The 17,152-nt window shown below is 38.8% G+C and carries 16 protein-coding genes, 1 pseudogene and 1 riboswitch; of the genes and pseudogenes, 8 read left to right on the top strand and 9 right to left on the bottom strand.

All coding sequences use genetic code 11. The features are described from left to right. Window positions 1-133: 133 nt before the first annotated feature. Window positions 134-460: pseudogene (locus tag CSV76_RS14700) on the bottom strand (alpha/beta hydrolase family protein); the annotation flags it as partial. A 626-nt stretch (window positions 461-1,086) separates the two neighbouring features. On the opposite strand from CSV76_RS14700, the gene CSV76_RS14695 reads away from it, so the two are divergent. Then, the gene (locus tag CSV76_RS14695) at window positions 1,087-1,524 is read left to right on the top strand and encodes a universal stress protein (RefSeq protein WP_099626030.1); all 438 of its coding nucleotides are present in this window, start codon (window positions 1,087-1,089) and stop codon (window positions 1,522-1,524) included. A 173-nt stretch (window positions 1,525-1,697) separates the two neighbouring features. On the opposite strand, the gene CSV76_RS14690 is transcribed toward CSV76_RS14695, so the two are convergent. Then, window positions 1,698-2,066, bottom strand: a complete 369-nt coding sequence (locus tag CSV76_RS14690; protein ID WP_099626029.1) for an STAS domain-containing protein — start codon at window positions 2,064-2,066, stop codon at window positions 1,698-1,700. A gap of 177 nt (window positions 2,067-2,243) precedes the next feature. Here CSV76_RS14690 and CSV76_RS14685 point away from each other — a divergent pair, with 177 nt between their 5' ends. Both CSV76_RS14685 and sdaAA read left to right on the top strand, forming a co-directional pair. Then, window positions 2,244-3,299 (top strand): M42 family metallopeptidase, encoded by a 1,056-nt coding sequence (locus tag CSV76_RS14685; protein WP_198166237.1) that lies wholly within the window; start codon window positions 2,244-2,246, stop codon window positions 3,297-3,299. A 181-nt stretch (window positions 3,300-3,480) separates the two neighbouring features. After that, the gene (gene sdaAA / locus CSV76_RS17895) at window positions 3,481-5,058 is read left to right on the top strand and encodes an L-serine ammonia-lyase, iron-sulfur-dependent, subunit alpha (RefSeq protein ID WP_085427275.1); all 1,578 of its coding nucleotides are present in this window, start codon (window positions 3,481-3,483) and stop codon (window positions 5,056-5,058) included. An 86-nt stretch (window positions 5,059-5,144) separates the two neighbouring features. Here sdaAA and CSV76_RS14675 read toward each other — a convergent pair whose 3' ends face one another. Genes CSV76_RS14675 through CSV76_RS14665 form a run of 3 tightly spaced genes read right to left on the bottom strand, consistent with a single transcriptional unit; the run spans window position 5,145 to window position 7,662 of the window. Beyond that, window positions 5,145-5,969 carry a MetQ/NlpA family ABC transporter substrate-binding protein gene (locus CSV76_RS14675; RefSeq protein WP_085427276.1) on the bottom strand — a complete coding sequence of 275 codons (825 nt, stop codon included), beginning with the start codon at window positions 5,967-5,969 and terminating at the stop codon, window positions 5,145-5,147. An 18-nt stretch (window positions 5,970-5,987) separates the two neighbouring features. Then, window positions 5,988-6,656, bottom strand: a complete 669-nt coding sequence (locus CSV76_RS14670; RefSeq protein ID WP_099626028.1) for a methionine ABC transporter permease — start codon at window positions 6,654-6,656, stop codon at window positions 5,988-5,990. Beyond that, the gene (locus tag CSV76_RS14665) at window positions 6,649-7,662 is read right to left on the bottom strand and encodes a methionine ABC transporter ATP-binding protein (protein ID WP_085427278.1); all 1,014 of its coding nucleotides are present in this window, start codon (window positions 7,660-7,662) and stop codon (window positions 6,649-6,651) included. The genes CSV76_RS14670 and CSV76_RS14665 overlap by 8 nt, the downstream gene beginning before the upstream one ends. 121 nt (window positions 7,663-7,783) lie before the next feature. Beyond that, window positions 7,784-7,895, bottom strand: a riboswitch (SAM riboswitch). Window positions 7,896-8,123: 228 nt separating this feature from the next. Between CSV76_RS14665 and CSV76_RS14660 the strand changes: the two genes are divergently transcribed. Further along, window positions 8,124-9,290 carry a pyridoxal phosphate-dependent aminotransferase gene (locus CSV76_RS14660; RefSeq protein WP_099626027.1) on the top strand — a complete coding sequence of 389 codons (1,167 nt, stop codon included), beginning with the start codon at window positions 8,124-8,126 and terminating at the stop codon, window positions 9,288-9,290. 61 nt (window positions 9,291-9,351) lie between these two features. Here the strand turns inward: CSV76_RS14660 and CSV76_RS14655 are convergent, their stop codons facing one another. Both CSV76_RS14655 and CSV76_RS14650 read right to left on the bottom strand, forming a co-directional pair. After that, on the bottom strand, window positions 9,352-10,314 hold the full coding sequence (locus tag CSV76_RS14655) for a tRNA dihydrouridine synthase (RefSeq protein ID WP_085427280.1): 963 nt from the start codon (window positions 10,312-10,314) through the stop codon (window positions 9,352-9,354). A 288-nt stretch (window positions 10,315-10,602) separates the two neighbouring features. Further along, window positions 10,603-12,084, bottom strand: coding sequence for a glycine betaine uptake BCCT transporter (locus CSV76_RS14650; RefSeq protein ID WP_085427281.1), 1,482 nt, complete (start codon window positions 12,082-12,084; stop codon window positions 10,603-10,605). A 369-nt stretch (window positions 12,085-12,453) separates the two neighbouring features. On the opposite strand from CSV76_RS14650, the gene CSV76_RS14645 reads away from it, so the two are divergent. Both CSV76_RS14645 and CSV76_RS14640 read left to right on the top strand, forming a co-directional pair. Beyond that, window positions 12,454-13,107: a reverse transcriptase-like protein gene (locus tag CSV76_RS14645; RefSeq protein ID WP_085427282.1), complete on the top strand. Its 654-nt coding sequence runs from the start codon at window positions 12,454-12,456 to the stop codon at window positions 13,105-13,107. 150 nt (window positions 13,108-13,257) lie between these two features. Next, window positions 13,258-14,022 carry an SH3 domain-containing protein gene (locus CSV76_RS14640; RefSeq protein ID WP_085427283.1) on the top strand — a complete coding sequence of 255 codons (765 nt, stop codon included), beginning with the start codon at window positions 13,258-13,260 and terminating at the stop codon, window positions 14,020-14,022. 182 nt (window positions 14,023-14,204) lie between these two features. Here CSV76_RS14640 and CSV76_RS14635 read toward each other — a convergent pair whose 3' ends face one another. Continuing rightward, on the bottom strand, window positions 14,205-14,621 hold the full coding sequence (locus tag CSV76_RS14635) for a carboxymuconolactone decarboxylase family protein (protein WP_085427284.1): 417 nt from the start codon (window positions 14,619-14,621) through the stop codon (window positions 14,205-14,207). A 221-nt stretch (window positions 14,622-14,842) separates the two neighbouring features. Here CSV76_RS14635 and CSV76_RS14630 point away from each other — a divergent pair, with 221 nt between their 5' ends. Then, window positions 14,843-15,139, top strand: coding sequence for a hypothetical protein (locus tag CSV76_RS14630; protein WP_085427285.1), 297 nt, complete (start codon window positions 14,843-14,845; stop codon window positions 15,137-15,139). Between the two features lie 116 nt (window positions 15,140-15,255). Here CSV76_RS14630 and CSV76_RS14625 read toward each other — a convergent pair whose 3' ends face one another. Beyond that, window positions 15,256-16,137, bottom strand: coding sequence for a DMT family transporter (locus tag CSV76_RS14625; RefSeq protein ID WP_233204502.1), 882 nt, complete (start codon window positions 16,135-16,137; stop codon window positions 15,256-15,258). A gap of 274 nt (window positions 16,138-16,411) precedes the next feature. Between CSV76_RS14625 and CSV76_RS14620 the strand changes: the two genes are divergently transcribed. Then, window positions 16,412-17,149 (top strand): hypothetical protein, encoded by a 738-nt coding sequence (locus tag CSV76_RS14620; RefSeq protein WP_099626026.1) that lies wholly within the window; start codon window positions 16,412-16,414, stop codon window positions 17,147-17,149. The last annotated feature ends 3 nt before the right edge of the window (window positions 17,150-17,152 follow it).

Below are 17,152 nucleotides of genomic sequence, written 5' to 3'. Positions count from 1 at the left end.
TATTCTCAAGTTGTGCCACTATAAAACTTCCTCTCATTGTTTGTCTCGTAACTTCAATGATACACGAAATTTTATAGTGGCATTTTTTTATTTGAATTTAGATGGCTAACTTGATTGTACAATTGGCCAACCTTTATAATGTCTTGTTGAAAAACTCTACAATTAATGTATTCATCGTAATATGATTGGAAAGCTTATCTGTTTGATGTCCCTCATCTTCAAACACGACCAGTTCGACATCCTTCTTCAGTTCACGCATAGTAGCCGTTAACTGCTCTGCCTCACTGACAGGTACTCTAGTATCATTTTTTCCGTGGAACACTAGCAACGGAGCTTCGATACGTTCTAAGTGATTCAAAGGTGCGATTTCTTCAAAGAAGTCATCATCTGCACCAAGCGTTCCATATTCATATTCCCGTAGTTTCCTTCTCCAAGGTCCTGTATTTTCTAGGAAAGTTTTATTTACTCCGTTAACATGAGCGTACATATAAAAACCTCCAATGATTTTGTTTTTGTCATTTACACTATTTCTCAAAAACTTAATCAATTGTAGCACCACATTTTTATATTGACTAGGTTTGTAAAATCATTTTCTATAATTTTCAGTCTACTGAGCTAGTTAAAAGATAAATATTTCACTTTAATTTGAATAATAGAAATCACGATCAAATGGCTGACCTATAGTATTTTAAAGACTATCTATTCAATTCTTGTATATCTTTAAATAGTATTTCAATTTATAACTAAAAATATTTTATCGACAGACCCTAGCTGCATTAATTTATTGCTCGATACTCTTATTTTGACTATTAATTTATTAGGTATAATTAATTATCAAAATTCACTTACACGACATATAACCAGTCCTTTGAGATAGTTTTTAATGACTATTTAGTAAGTAATTAACTAATAATTTATGTGAAAGTTATGCGTTTCACAAAATGAATTACTCTTAAGATTCAATCATGGCCAGTGTATAAATATGGTATAATTAAGGTAGAATAACAAGTAGTTTTTACCATACTATCGTTGCTATTTCACACTGAACGAATAATTATCTAGATTTTTCGGAAGGGGATTTTCCAGATGAATGAATATAAGAGTATTCTCGTCGCGGTAGATGGATCAAATGAGGCTAAATGGGCTTTGTATAAATCGATTGAGGTGGCAAAGCAAGAAGTTGATGCGAGGCTACACATCGTCAATATCATTGATGTTTTCTCTATTGATGAGGAGGATGCTTCCTTTCTGGAACGTGAAAAGCAGCATATAGTGGATCTGCTAAACAGCTATGAAACCATTGCCAAAGAAGAGGGACTTGAACACGTGGAAACACATATCAAGCACGGTGATCCAAAAATCAATATTTCCAAGGATCTCGCTCTTGTAGTAGAAGCTGATTTAATCGTCTGCGGTGCCCAAGGCTTGAAAAATGTCGAGCATTATTTCCTCGGCTCTGTATCAGAAGCCATCGTTTTAACTGCAAAATGTGACGTATTGGTCGTTCGACAAAGCGATATGTAATATAAAATGCCTGTGTAACAGCGGAAGATACCATCCTCTGTTGCACAGGCATTATTTTATTTTTTACTTACGATTTCCAATCCCTTTATTTCGAGCAAATACTGAAGACTTTCACGGAAATTCGTAAAAGCACGAATCTGATTAAAATTGGACACATTGGATAAAATCAAGTTTTATGCAAACTCAGGTGAAAATCCTACAAAAACGGTTTCTGTCCCCATTAATTGTAGCGCGCTGACTAACTCATTGATTTTTTCACTCAACAACTCATATCCCATATTTTCTTCTACGGAAAAAGAACCAATATCAGTAAAATCAAATACTACTGTATGTATATTGTTAGATGATATTCTTTGTACAACTTTATCCTGAATATGTATAAAGCGTCCTACCGAAAGAGCACCCGTTAGAGGAACCAAAATTGTTTCGGGCACAATAGAAGGTATAATAGGAGCCGACAAGTCTTCTATTACTCTTTCATAAGCAATGATTTGTTCTTTTAACTCTTTAATTTGTTGTGTGGAACTTGTTTCTTTATTCATAGAAGGATTTCCTCACCTTTCCAAGTAAAACTTTTAGTTTCTACAATGTATTTTTAATAAACAATTATACCATAGGTCAATCTACTCCGAAGGAATCAAATCATTTCAAATCGTTGAAACTAAGTTTCTAACACGATAAACTAAGCTAAAACCATCCAATAAAAGGAGATTCATTACATGGCTTATCAAGCAAACATAACTGAAACGAAGGAACTTATTCAGCAACTCGTATCCATTCCAAGTCCTTCCGGTTACACGAAACAAGTAATTTCTTTTGTAGAGGACTTTTTACAGGCATATAATGTGGAAACTACACGCAATCGTAAAGGTGGATTAATCGCCACTTTACCGGGTACAAATGATAAAGAACACCGTATGTTAACTGCCCACGTCGACACACTGGGTGCGATGGTCAAGGAAGTGAAAAGTAATGGTCGTCTAAAACTCGATTTAATTGGCGGCTATCACTACAATTCAATTGAAGGTGAGTATTGTAAGATTCATACGGCATCCGGCAAGACGATTACGGGGACGATCTTACTCCATCAAACGTCTGTACACGTGTATAAAAATGCTGGTACCGCAGATCGCAATCAAGTGAACATGGAAGTCCGCATCGATGCAAAAGTACATACCGCAGAAGAAATTCGCAAACTCGGTATTGAAGTTGGGGATTTCGTCTCGCTTGAACCACGCGTAGAAATCACGGATAATGGCTTTATTAAATCCCGCCACCTAGATGATAAAGCGAGTGTTGCCATCTTGCTGCAACTTATCAAACATATCCAAACAGAAAACATTGTGTTGCCTTACACTACCCACTTCCTGATTTCGAATAATGAAGAAATTGGATATGGCGGTAACTCTAATATTACTGAGGAAACAGTAGAGTACTTGGCTGTCGATATGGGGGCCATGGGGGACGGTCAGACAACGGATGAGTACACAGTGTCTATTTGCGCAAAAGACTCTAGCGGTCCTTACCACTATGGATTACGCAACCATCTAGTAGAGCTAGCCAATAAAAATGACATAGGATACCAAATTGATATGTATCCACACTATGGCTCTGATGCATCCGCGGCTATTAAAGCGGGCCACGATATTATACACGGCTTAATTGGTCCTGGAATTGACTCTTCCCATGCGTTTGAACGTACACATGAGGATTCTTTGAAAAACACTTCACAATTGATCTATTATTATTTGCTATCCGATCTTCAAAACTATTAAACCAAAAACAGGTACTGGGCATTTAATGCTCTAGTGCCTTTTCGATTCATTGACATTACGTGTGAAATAACAAATAATAAGAGGTAAGCGCTTTCAAATTGTCAGTCAGTTCTATCAAATACAGCGAGAGCGGTTCCTGTTTTTTCTATATGGAACAGTTCTCTATAGGGAGCAAATACACATGGCATTCACGAGTTTAAACCAACTGATCGAGCATGCGGAACAGGACAATACTCCGATATACGAGTTAATGATTCTGTCTGAAATTAAACAAAAAGGCATGCAGAGAGAAACTATCATCAAGAAAATGTCGGAACAATTTACCGTTATGGAAGAAGCAGTTCGTAAAGGAACGACTACTTCCGTTATGTCACGGACGGGATTAACAGGTGGAGATGGGCAACGTTTATATGATTACGCGAAACAAGGCAATTCATTCGTTCATCCTTCAACACTAAATACCGCAGCAAACGCATTAGCTGTATCTGAAGTAAATGCGAATATGGGAAGAATCGTTGCCACTCCTACAGCCGGTTCGGCAGGAATCTTACCTGCCGTTCTCGTGCATGCACTTGATACGGGCAAGTACACACGCGAACAAATCGTTTTATCTATGTTCACGGCGTCTGCGCTAGGGTTGGTCATCGCAAACCGCGCTTCTATTTCAGGAGCCGCGGGAGGATGCCAAGCGGAAGTCGGTTCTGCTACAGCAATGGCGGCAGGTACATTAGTGGAACTTGCTGGTGGTACGCCTGATCAAGTCGGACACGCAATCGGTATTGCACTGAAAAATTCATTGGGACTTGTTTGTGATCCAGTAGCAGGCTTAGTAGAAATTCCTTGTATTATTCGAAATGGATTGCATGCTATTACAGCTGAAGCTGCAGCAGACATGGCGATGGCAGGTGTAGTGAGCATCATCCCTCCTGACGAAGTCATTCATGTAATGCACGAAGTGGGACAGCAAATGCCTGAATCATTACGTGAAACAGGCATTGGCGGATTGGCCGGCACTCCAACAGGGCAAAAATTAAAGAATCAAGTATTCAGTAATGACAAGGGCAATAAAGAAAAGAGTAAAGGGGCTCCGGCTAAATACCAGAGCGCCTACGAAATCATTGGACCTGTTATGATTGGTCCTTCGAGTTCACATACTGCCGGTGCTGTACGAATAGGCAATGTTGCATATCAGTTGCTGAATGAACAACCAACACACGCGAAATTCTCACTAATGGGCTCTTTCGCTACTACTTATCAAGGTCACGGTACTGACTTAGCATTGCTTGCTGGTGTCATGGGTTTCAATACGACAGATGAAAGAATTCCACATGCAAAAGAGCTAGCTGAAAAAACAGGATTACATTACGAGTTCACGAAGCGTGTGCTCGGCAGCTATCATCCGAATACTGTCCTCGTGGAATTGACTGGACCCACCAACTCCATAAAAGTCCTTGCCAGTTCACTTGGTGGCGGTAAAATTGAAGTACAAGAACTAGACGACTATCCTTTAAAATTCTCTGGCGAACGACCTGCACTCCTAATTCGTCATACGGATCAAAAAGGTGTCATCGCCGATCTTCTTGGGATTCTTTCAAGAAAAGGAATCAATATTGCACGTATGGCCAACGAACGGTTTGCGATTGATGGACCCGCCATCACGATTTGTGAAATCGATAGTCAAGTAGACGATGAAATGTTGGCAGTATTGAAACGCGATGTTCCGATTATCGATGATATAGTATTAGTAGAAACAGAGTAAAAAAGCAGTAAAACACCAGACCTGAAGACACTTTCCATCGTCTTCGGGTCTGGTGTTTTTTTACGGTATTCTTATAAATCCGAGTTTCACTTTTCCATCCAAGCTGGTTTGCCGAAACCTTTAAATTCAGATTCAATCACTTCTAAAAATTGCTCGGATTCTACTACTTCAATAATATCTTTCGCGAATTGCTTATCTACATTTTCTGTTTTGACAGCTACGACATTACGGAACTGGTCCGGCATATCTTCTAAAGCTAGTGCGTCTAACAAATCCATATTTGCCGCAATTGCAAAGTTACCAGGTACCGCGGCCAAATCAGACCCTTCCACCGAACGAGGTAATTGTCCCGCTTCCACCGGCTGAATGACTAAGTTTTTCGGATTTTCCGCGATGTCTTTTTCAGATGCCGTCAATTGGTCAATTTCTTCATCCATTTTCACTAATCCTGCATCTTCCAATACATATAATGTTCTCGCAGCGTTTACTGGATCATTGGGAATAGTAATGGTTGATCCATCTTCAATTTCGTCAAGAGACTTATATTTATTTGAATAGATACCTAATGGCGCTGTCGGTACGATAATCAACTCAGAGAGTTCCATATTGTTTTCTTTCTCGAAGTTTTCTAAGTACGTAATATTTTGGAACAAGTTCGCATCAATATCTCCACTGTCCAACGAAATATTCGGCTGAATATAGTCGCTGAATTCTGTGATTTTAACCGTATATCCTTTTTCCTCAAGACCAGGTTGTATTGCCTTTTTTAGCATGTCACTATAAGGACCTGCTGTTGCACCAAAATGAATATTTTTATCATCATCCGACTTTTCAGTAGACTTTTCTCCTCCACAAGCTGCCAATGCTGCAACCAACGCAGTAAGAATGAATGCAAGTACCAGTTTCTTCATAAATCCATCTCTCCCCTATTATCTTTTATCTATCATTTTTGAAAAACGATCTCCACCAAATTGAATCAACTGTACTAGCACTATTAAAATGGCGACAGTGACTAGCATAATACTGTCATCATATCGATAGTAGCCGAAACGAATAGCTAAGTCCCCAATTCCGCCTCCACCAACAAATCCAGCCATTGCTGAATAGGCAACTAAGTTGATTAACGTCAGTGTAAGTCCTTGGATAATGCTCGATTTAGATTCAGGTAGTAACACGTTCCAAATAATCATCCACGGCGAAGCACCCGTTGAAATGGCTGCCTCTATAACCCCTTTGTCTATTTCACGCATGGATGTTTCAACGATTCTCGCAAAGAACGGAATTGCTGCTACAGAAAGCGATACACTTGCAGCTGCCGGTCCAATTGTATTTCCAACGATCAGTTTCGTCAAAGGTATTAAAGCTACAAGTAGAATAATGAATGGAATTGAACGAATAATATTGACGAAAAAACCTACAACCGAATTAATTGCCCGGTTCTCTAAAAATAATCCTTTGTCTGTTGTAAATAACAGGACGCCAAGAGGTAATCCAACAATTAGCGCAATCGTTAGGGAGATACCGATCATATAAAGAGTTTCACCAAATGCTTTTGTAATGTCCGGCATGAGTTCCATGATGTGGGCTAGATCAAACATGTTGGCGGATCACCTCCACTTGTGCGTTTTGTTTGAGTATGTATGCAATTGCTTGCTTGACTTCTTGACGTTCACCTTGTAATTCCATTAAGAAAATTCCAAGTGCTCGTTCTTGAATATATTCAATCGATCCATGCAAGAAGTTTCCTTTGACCTTGTACTTCTGCATCGTATCGGAAATCACACCCTCCATCGCTACTTCACCTTTAAATGTGATCTTTATTAGTGTCCCTGCCAAATTCGACATGACCGCTTCAGGGATATCATAAGACACTACACTGCTAATAAATTCCTTCGTCAAAGGTTGAACTGGATTAGAAAAGATGTCATACACTTGTCCTTCTTCAATAACTTTTCCATCTTGCATAATCGCCATGCGATCACAAATCTCTTTTACAACATTCATCTCATGCGTAATTAATACAATGGTAATATTCAATTCTTTATTGATCTTTTTCAGCAATCGTAAAATAGACATCGTCGTATTTGGATCAAGTGCAGATGTAGCTTCATCACAAAGCAAAACGGAAGGATTATTGGCCAGAGCTCTCGCTATACCGACACGTTGTTTCTGGCCCCCACTCAACTGCGCAGGATATACATGACGTTTTTCAGAAAGACCTACCATTTCAAGAAGTTCTAATACACGCGTCTCTATTTTGTCCGAAGGCATTTTTGCTGCCCGTAAAGCGAAAGCGATATTTTCGAAAATCGTCTTTTGGCTAATTAAATAAAAATGCTGGAAAATCATTCCGATCTTTAAACGTGCCTGTCGAAGCTGTGCTCCAGATAATTTCGTTAAATTCACTTCATCAATCAAAATAGTACCGCTCGTTGGCTTTTCTAATAAATTCAAACAGCGTATAAGAGAACTTTTACCCGCTCCAGAATATCCAACAATACCAAATATTTCTCCAGTCCCGATGTTAAGTGATACATCATCTACACCTTTTACCACTCTCTCTTTTGTCTGATATACTTTAGACAAATGTTGAATTTGGATCATATTCTCACTTCTTTCTGTATTCCAGCAGCCAAAGAGTATAAGTATAGCTGGAATTAAAATTTCTTTATAAATAAAAAACTTCTTTCATTTTTCTAAATGAAAGAAGTACTGATATATTCTCAGCTTATCTCTCAGATGGAAAACCATGCTGTAGGATTTGGCACCTTCCTTGATCCTTCCAAGGGGTTGCTGGACTTCATAGGGCCTTTCCCCTCAGTCGCTCTTGATAAGAGATTGCTATTCATTTAGATGCGTAAAACATATACTAATCTGAATTAATAAAACTGTCAAGGTGAATAACGACAATTCAATATAATATCCGACTTTTTAGATCAGTGTTATTTATTATTACGTAGTTTTCACGATTGTTTCGAATCAAATAACAATTCTTTTATTGAAAAGTTTAGTATGTTCTATGTATACTAATTGAAAATACATATCAAAGAAAGAAGGAATAGACTATGGCTTTGTCCAACCGATTACAAAATCTCCCTCCGCATTTCTTTACATTATTATTAAAAAAAGTGGAAAAAGCTATGGACGAAGGCAGAGATGTCATTAATCTGGGGCGCGGTAATCCTGATCAGCCCACACCTCCTCATATTATTAAAGCATTACAAGAAGCCGTTGAAGATCCCGCCACACACGGTTACTCACCTTTCCGTGGAACACCGGCTTTAAAACAAGCCGTTGCTGAATACTATAAGCGAGAATACGATGTGGTGATTGACCCTGAAACAGAAGTCGCGGTACTAGGTGGCACAAAAATTGGTGTCGTCGAACTTCCTTTAGCTATCATGAATGAAGGTGACTTATTATTGCTTCCAGACCCCGGTTATCCTGACTATTTATCAGGCGTGAGCTTAGCGGGTATTCGCTATGATACGATGCCACTCCATAAAGAGAATGGATTTCTACCTGATTATGACAAGCTAACTAACGATCAGAAAAAAGATGCCAAGCTCATGTACTTAAATTATCCAAGTAATCCGACTGGCGTTACAGCAACACCAGCGTTTTATGAGGAAACCGTGGCATTTGCCAAAGAAAATCAGATTGCTGTTTTACAAGATTTTGCCTATGGCGGCATTGGGTTTGAAGGTAAGAAACCAATTAGTTTTTTACAGACAGAAGGTGCGAAAGAAGTCGGGATTGAAATGCTTTCTCTATCCAAAATGTATAATATGGCAGGATGGCGTGTAGGTTTCGCTGTAGGAAATGCAGAAATCGTAGAAGCATTAAATGTATTGCAAGATCACTTATTCACTAGCTTATTCCCTGCTGTGCAACGTGCTGCAATCGAGGCTTTGACAGGCCCTCAGCAATGTGTTGAAGAGTTAGTCGAATTGTATGAAAGACGTCTAACAGTTTTGCTGTCAGAATGTAAACGCATCGGTTGGGATGTAACGGCTCCCACCGGCTCATTCTTCGCTTGGCTTCCTGTTCCTGAAGGATTTACGAGTGAAACCTTCGCTGACTTGTTATTGGACAAAGCAGATGTTGCCGTATCGCCAGGCAATGGTTTTGGTGTTCACGGAGAAGGATATATACGTGTCGGTTTATTAGAAAGTGAAGACCGCATGCGAGAAGCCATGCACCGCATTGAAAAACTAGACGTATTTAAATAAGACAAAAACCTTCTCTTTTATTCAATAAGCGTTGGAATAAAAGAGAAGGTTTTATTTGTAGTTAATCAAGCTCTACGGCATCAAGTAAAGCACGTACTTCATCTGTCGTATTGGTATTCATCAATTCATTCCGCAGTTCAGCTGCTCCACGGAATCCTTTTACGTAAATCTTGAAGAAACGACGAAGCGGCTTGAATAGTCGTGGCTCTAGTTCAGTTGAATATTTGTCAAAAAGATCTAGATGCAGACGTAAAAGATCTAATAATTCTTTGTGGTCATGTTCTCTCTTTTCCACTTCAAAGGCAAATGGATTATGGAAAACTCCCCGTCCGATCATGACACCATCTACTCCGTATTTCTCAACAAGTTCTAGTCCCATTTGACGATCCATAATATCTCCGTTGATTGTCAACATCGTGTCAGGCGCAATCTCGTCACGAAGTTTCTTGATCTCGGGAATCAAATCCCAATGTGCATGTCCTTTACTCATTTCTTTACGTGAACGCAAGTGTATCGATAGATTGGCAATATCCTGTTCCAATACATGTCTAAGCCAAGTACGCCATTCATCAATATCTGTGTAACCAAGACGCGTTTTCACACTGACCGGTAGTCCCCCTGCTTTTGATGCTTGAATAATTGCAGCCGCTGTTTCAGGGTGATTGATTAATCCACTACCTTTTCCTTTCGCAGCCACATTCGGTACTGGACATCCCATATTTATGTCAAGCCCCTTAAACCCAAGCTCTGCCATGCCGATACTCATTTCACGAAAATGTTCCGGTTTATCTCCCCAAATATGAGCAACAATGGGCTGCTCATCTTCAGTAAATGCTAAACGTCCACGCAAACTATAAATTCCCTCCGGATGACAAAAACTTTCGGTGTTCGTAAACTCCGTGAAAAACACATCAGGTCGTGCAGCTTCTGCTATCACATGACGAAACACAACATCTGTCACGTCTTCCATCGGTGCTAATATGAAAAATGGCCGAGGCAACTCGCGCCAAAAATTATTACTCATTGTTCATTTCAATTCCTCTCATCGTAATTCGCACTGTTCTTTTTTGAAGCAGATGCCAATTATATCATTATACAAAAAATGAGGCGGTGAATTCCACTATCTATGAGATGATACCAAAAAAAATTAGAACAACCTACTACACTGTACTATTTTGGAGAAACTTCATCCGACACTAGACACAACAAGGTTTTAGCGCCTTATACGATTTCATAAAAAAAATGCCGCTACGTAAAATTAAGTAGCGGCTAAAATATACTCTAGCTTATATACAGGTAAATAATCTTACTGTTATCTTCGTGAAATGTTTTCCTGACCTAGTGCTTTCATCAGTGATACTACCATCAGCAGCATGACGAATGAGAATGGTAAGGCGGCTATAATAATCGTATTTTGCAATGCCCCCAGACCCCCAACCCATAACAAGATCAATGCGATGGATGATTGGATAACACCCCATACAATCTTCACGCTAGTTGGCGGCGTGAGTGAACCGTATGTCGATTGCATACCGAGAACAAATGTCGCAGAGTCAGCACTTGTTACGAAGAATGATGCGATTAATAGAATAGCAATAGCAGAAATGAAGAATGACCATGGCAATTCATTAAACATCTCGAAAATGACTAGCTCCGTTTTAGAGCCGGCGATATCGGCGATACCTGTAAGCTGCATATTCACAGCTGTCGTACCAAATGCAGAAAACCAAAACGCACATAGTAATGTCGGTACCAATAGAACACCGACCATGAATTCTCGAATTGTACGACCTTTTGAAACGCGTGCTATGAACATACTGACAAACGGCGCCCATGAAATCCACCATGCCCAGTAAAAGATAGTCCAGTCAAACAACCATTGTTGATTGTCTACGTTAAGTGGTGCTGTGCGGAGGCTCATCTCTACCAGATTCCCAAGATAACTACCGAATGACTCCGTGAACATATTCATGATTAATAGTGTAGGTCCTAAAATCACAACAAATGCGAGTAGTAACACGGCTAGAACGAGGTTCAAGTTGGATAAATACTTAATTCCTTTACTCAGTCCTGACCACGCAGATGCAATGAATAGGACGGTAACGATTGCGATAATGATAAATTGAGAGAATGTCCCAATTTCAATACCAAACAAATAATTAAGGCCTGCATTAATTTGAACAGCACCAAAACCGAGAGTGGTAGCAACGCCGAACGCAGTTGCAAAGACAGCAAGAACGTCTACGAATATCCCCCACGGACCATCCATTTTATTACCGAAAATCGGTTTCAATGTTGCTGAAATTAAACCAGGTGAACCTTTACGAAACTGGAAGTAAGCCAGTGCTAATGCGACAACTCCATACATGGCCCATACATGGAGGCCCCAGTGGAAGAAAGATTCTCGTAAGCCTTCCTTAAATGCTTCATTAGTACCTGGATCCTCAGTTGCGGGACTGACGAAATGTGACAGCGGTTCAGCTGCACCATAGAACACTAGACCGATTCCCATTCCAGCTGAAAACAGCATAGCAATCCACGTAATTGTAGAGAATTCAGGTCGATCCGTGTTCTTCCCCAGACGGATCTTGCCGTACGGACTGAAGATGAGGAAGATACTTAATAACAATAAAGAGGATAGCAGTAGCAGATAATACCATCCAAATGATGATGCGACAAAATTCTTGGCATTACTCGTAATTTCCTCGAAACTATCCGAAGCGAATGCCCCATATCCGACAGTAATGACGATTAATGCGATAGTAATGTAAAAGACATTTGATATTTTTCTCATGTTTCTCCTTTCGAATTGAGGCTATTTGTTCGTGTAATGAACGATTTCTAACTATACATATTCTTTTAGAAAAACGCAAAAGAGAAAGATACATGCAAACATATAGGTAGAGTTGTTTTATTTTTTCATAAAGCGTTACAAATATAGACAACATCTAGCAATAAACGATAATGAGATAAAGAACCGTGTCTAATTATGAAGGCAGAAAATATATTAATAACGACTTTATGCCTACTATAGCGTACTTTTAATTCTCAATAAATGTGCTTCATTCAACATAAAGTGTTGCTGCTATTATTTTATATTTAATCAATACTGAGTTTTTTTGCAATTAAAAAAGGTTACACTACGTGTATTGGAGGAATTGCCATGCAAATTAGTATTGAATGGACATATAAGTCGCGTAACGGAAAGATCACTGTTTTTCATTCAGAGGAAATGTCAGCAGAAGAAGCCATAATGTTTGGCTTGGATATAGAAAAGACTGGCCGAGTAAAAGATATTATTTTTGTTGATCCACATGATAGCTCATGGACGTTGAAAGAATTAAAGACCTACGTAAAAGGGATTGAAACAGAACCACATAACATCAGTATTTATTTTGATGGTGGCTTCGATTGGGACACGAAGACGGCCGGACTTGGTTGCGTCATCTATTATGATCAAAACGGCAAGTCCTATAGGGTAAGGAAAAATGCTTTCGTCGAAGGTCTAACTTCAAATAATGAAGCAGAATATGCCGCACTTCACCTTTGCTTGCAGGAGTTAGAGATTCTTGGAGTACACCACTTGCCTATCTCTGTACTCGGTGATTCACGTGTTGTTATCCATCATTTAACCGAAGAATGGCCTGTCATCGAGGAAGATTTGTATCGCTGGGCAGATAGAATTGAAGCGAAGATGAAATCGCTTGGATTAGAACCACAGTATGAGCTCATTTCTCGAAAGTTAAATAACGAAGCAGATCGACTTGCAACTCAAGCTTTGGCGGGTGTTGAGATTATGGCAAATAGCGAAAGGTAAATAGTACGTAGAACAAGAAAGATCATAATGAAATATCATACTAACTTACTTGCTTAAACAATAGTCTAAATAGTAAGATATACTAGTATAGGCCCACTAAGTTCTTTAGCGTTCCTATACATGAATAACTATTAATGAGGAGTGAGTTATGTGAGAAAAGTATTATTTTTAATTACGGTACTAGTTTTGAGCTTTTCCTTTAGTCTTCCTACTGGGACAGAAGCAGCTACAAAAACAACTACCATGTATGTAAGTGCAAAGAGTGACATCGTCCTCCGCGTAAAGCCTGCCAAAAATGCAGAGCGAGTGGGAACAATTAAAAACCATTCGAAGGTAACGGTCTTTTCTTCATCTAACGGTTGGTCGTATGTACAAGCAGGAAAGAGTAAGGGATATGTTTATACATCTGCTTTATCCAAGAAAAACCCTAACGCCAGCCCCGCTCCAACTACTGTCACAAAAGGTTTGACCCCTGTTAATGGCTTAACCCTAACGTATTCCCCTTCTTTTTTCGATGATACAAAAGAAAATTTTGTTGTAAAAAAAGATGGTGAATTCACTTTTCTATTCAATAAAGGAGACACACTCTATCCTGACTATTCCAGCTATACGTATATCGAGGATAAAAATAGACTGATGATCGGCGTATCTGATTCGGATGTTATATTTGTAGATGTGTTATATCCATTGAAACAAGGAACGTACGCAAAATCTGCTTACGATAATTCCAAAGTTTTAGTAGAAAGCACGACGAAAACGATCAAGGTAAAGGCAGGTACGTTTAAAAACGTTGTAATTTTGCGTCACAAAGACGGTTCACGCGAATATATTGCAAAAGGTATCGGGATCATCAAGAGTACAAACAACAAAGGAACTATTATTACAGAGCTAGTATCAGTTAAAGCAAAAAAGTAATGCACACTAATGAATAATTGCTGCCAATGAGCTTCCCTAGGCAGCAACTTTTTATATTGATCTGAATTAAATAAACTGAATAATTTCTTGTTATTCTATAGAATACTATTCAACTATTTACTTATATACAAAAAAGGCTTCATTCAACGTAACGCCCTGTGGAATGAAGCCTTTTTATATAATTATTTATCATCCTCAATTTTAGTAATCGAAACGCCACGTTCCTTAAACACGGTTTGCGCTACCGATAAGGCATTTAGTACACTCGGGAATCCTGTATAGGGAATCAAATGCATAATGCATCCAATGATTTCATCCGGTGTTAAACCGACGTCAAGTCCCGTTTTGATATGCATCTGAATTTGCGGTTTTCCTTGTGCTACAAGCGCTGTAATCGTGGTCAGCACTTTTTGCTTATTGTCGAGTCCAGGTCGTGAATAAATATCACCGAATGCGAATTCTACAACGTACTTGGTCAAATCGGGAGCAACATCTTTAAAACTATCACCAATCTCCATCTCACCTGCTGGATTGTCCTCACTTGATAATGTGAGTTCCATTAACTTTTCTAAACCACGTTGATAACGATCCTCTGCCATTTTTAAAAACCCCCTGAATATTTTTGTCTGCCATTTCATCAAATGGCGCTATTCATTTCATTGTACCAAAATTTAAGATAAATCCAAATTTTGCATCTATTATTTTATAAGTATTTATTCTATTCTATTTTTTAGGCATAAAATGTCTAAATTAATTCAATCATTATTAGAAAGGTTCTTTATCGTTTATACTTAAGGAAACAAGTATGGGGGTCTGTACGATGGATTTTAAAAACGTAGAGGAACAAATCATACAAAAGTATAAAGATGATGAAAATTTGATGATTCGTCTATTTGTCCAATGGTGCGTGAATCATAAACTGAATCCACAAGCTCTTTATCAAAAAGCCTATCCTGAACAGCGGGAGAACCCTGCATTAAAAGAAGTAATGGAAAACGACGATGGATTCGAAGAGCTTCATATTGATAATGAAACCATGCTCGATGTACTTCAGATGTTTGGAAATGATGACCTGGCATTTGTGGTTGCGGATGAAATACAGAATTTTAAAGTATAATATTTTTTATTAAGCGTACTGATTTTGATGAAAACTACTGTATCCCTACTGTTTCTTACTATGACAAGAACTAAAAATGTGTCTGCAACGGAATTCACTTCTGATGCAGGCACATTTTATAAGATCTTAGTTCCCTCTCGTCTACCTACCACTAACATAGCTGAATATAGTACAAGAGCTATTCCCATAACCTGCAATGGTCGCAACTGATCTCCAAGAAACAGTACACCAATGAGAACTGCGACAATGGGTTCTATCGTTGCCAGAATGGATGCCTTTCCTGCTTCCAAATACTTCAGTCCTGATGTATACAACACATACGCTGCCACAGTAGAAACCAATGCAAGTAATAAGGACGAAATCCATACATCAACATGCTGAAATTTATCGAACTTGCTCCACACATCACTCGTCAAAGACATGAATAGTCCCATATAAAAAAATGTGTAGGTAGTAATCGTCAGTGCGGAATATCGTTTTGTCACTGGCTTCGTTAGTACACTATATAAAGCGTAGCAAAAGCCGGATAGAATCCCCATGAATAGCGTCTTACCAGGGATACTTGCCGACCCATACGGTAAAAGTCCAACTACGAATGCACAGCCGATCATTGCGAATACTAGCGACAATCCCTTTTGTAAAGTCAGCAACTCCTTGAAGAAAACCCTTGATAAGATCATGACAAATAACGGTCCTGTATATAGTAATGTTACAGCTACCGATAAACTCGAACGAGAAAACACCTCAAAGTAAAAGTAATTAAATAAAGCAAGACTAAAAATCCCTGCGCTCGCGAAAAAAACATGGTCTTTTAACCGGGTGTGTAACTGGTTACGAAAAAACATCACCATGATGATAAACAAAAAGATGAAACTAAAAATCCCGCGAATTGCTACAACATCCCACGCAGTGAAACCTTGATCATAAAGCGGTGCTATGAATAGACCGATTAATCCCCAGCAGACCGCCCCTGAAATAGTCAATAAATAGATCTTCATACTCGCCTGTGCTTCCATTTTTCTTTCATCCCCGTTCTTTTCCCAAAAGATGCCCCATTTATGTATAGTAGTTTGCATACCGCATTATTAAAAAGAGTCGATAACTTCAAAACTAATTGCTTCATGACTTTTTTTTCTCATTTGTATTAATTTATGTCGGGATTGATCTGACAAACACCGGATGCTACTTATTCAAATACTTAAGTACTTCGCACGCATTTTATTGTATGATTATTTAATACATACAATAATGTCTACTATGAGGAGGTTTCGCATGGATGTTGTCTCAGTAACGTATTCCGATGAACTTCAAGATATAGTGAAAAATTCTCATCAATTGAACGACTGCTTTTCGGAAAAAGAAGTAGTGGATTACATCAGCAAGTTAGCTAAAGTTGAAGTAATGGATATGTATATCCATCATTATAAGGATCATATAACCAGTCGGGTCATTTATGAAGCAATTACACAAGCATTCCATATTCAATTAACTCTTGCTCCCGTTCTAACACTTGCAAAGCTCGGTTCTTTTGAAGCTCATACCCTAAAGGTTAATGAAAACTGCTCCGGACCCTCTTCGCAAGCTCTATTGGACTTATATTTAGACCATCATAATTATCGCGTGACAGGTAAAGAAGTCCGAACAATGATTAACCACTATTTTGGTATGAATTTAGTTGGAATTGATAAATTGGGGAAAACCAGAATTTCTTTGTATTCAAAAGGTCAGTGGCTCGTGAAAGATAATAAAGACTTATTTGTCATTCATACTGGCACAAATGATATAGACGTGAAAATCTACTGTACAGACTACTTTACGGAGCGTACTGGATTAAAAAGCATACCCACTCAACTACAGCAATCTTTAGCAGGCATGGGATACAGTTATAACCCAAGAGTCGATGCGTATTACTTTTCAAATCCTTCAGGCACTACCGTTTCCAATGAATTTAAAGGAGATACAATAGATGCGATTGTAAAAGTTACACATGCATTGTACCCAACTATCTGATGA

It is taken from the genome of Sporosarcina sp. P17b, from assembly GCF_002743115.1.
In the GTDB taxonomy this organism is placed as follows: Bacteria; Bacillota; Bacilli; order Bacillales_A; family Planococcaceae; genus Sporosarcina; species Sporosarcina ureae_C.
The sequence above is the reverse complement of the archived record's forward strand: the minus strand, read 5'-3'. Positions and strand labels throughout refer to the sequence as shown.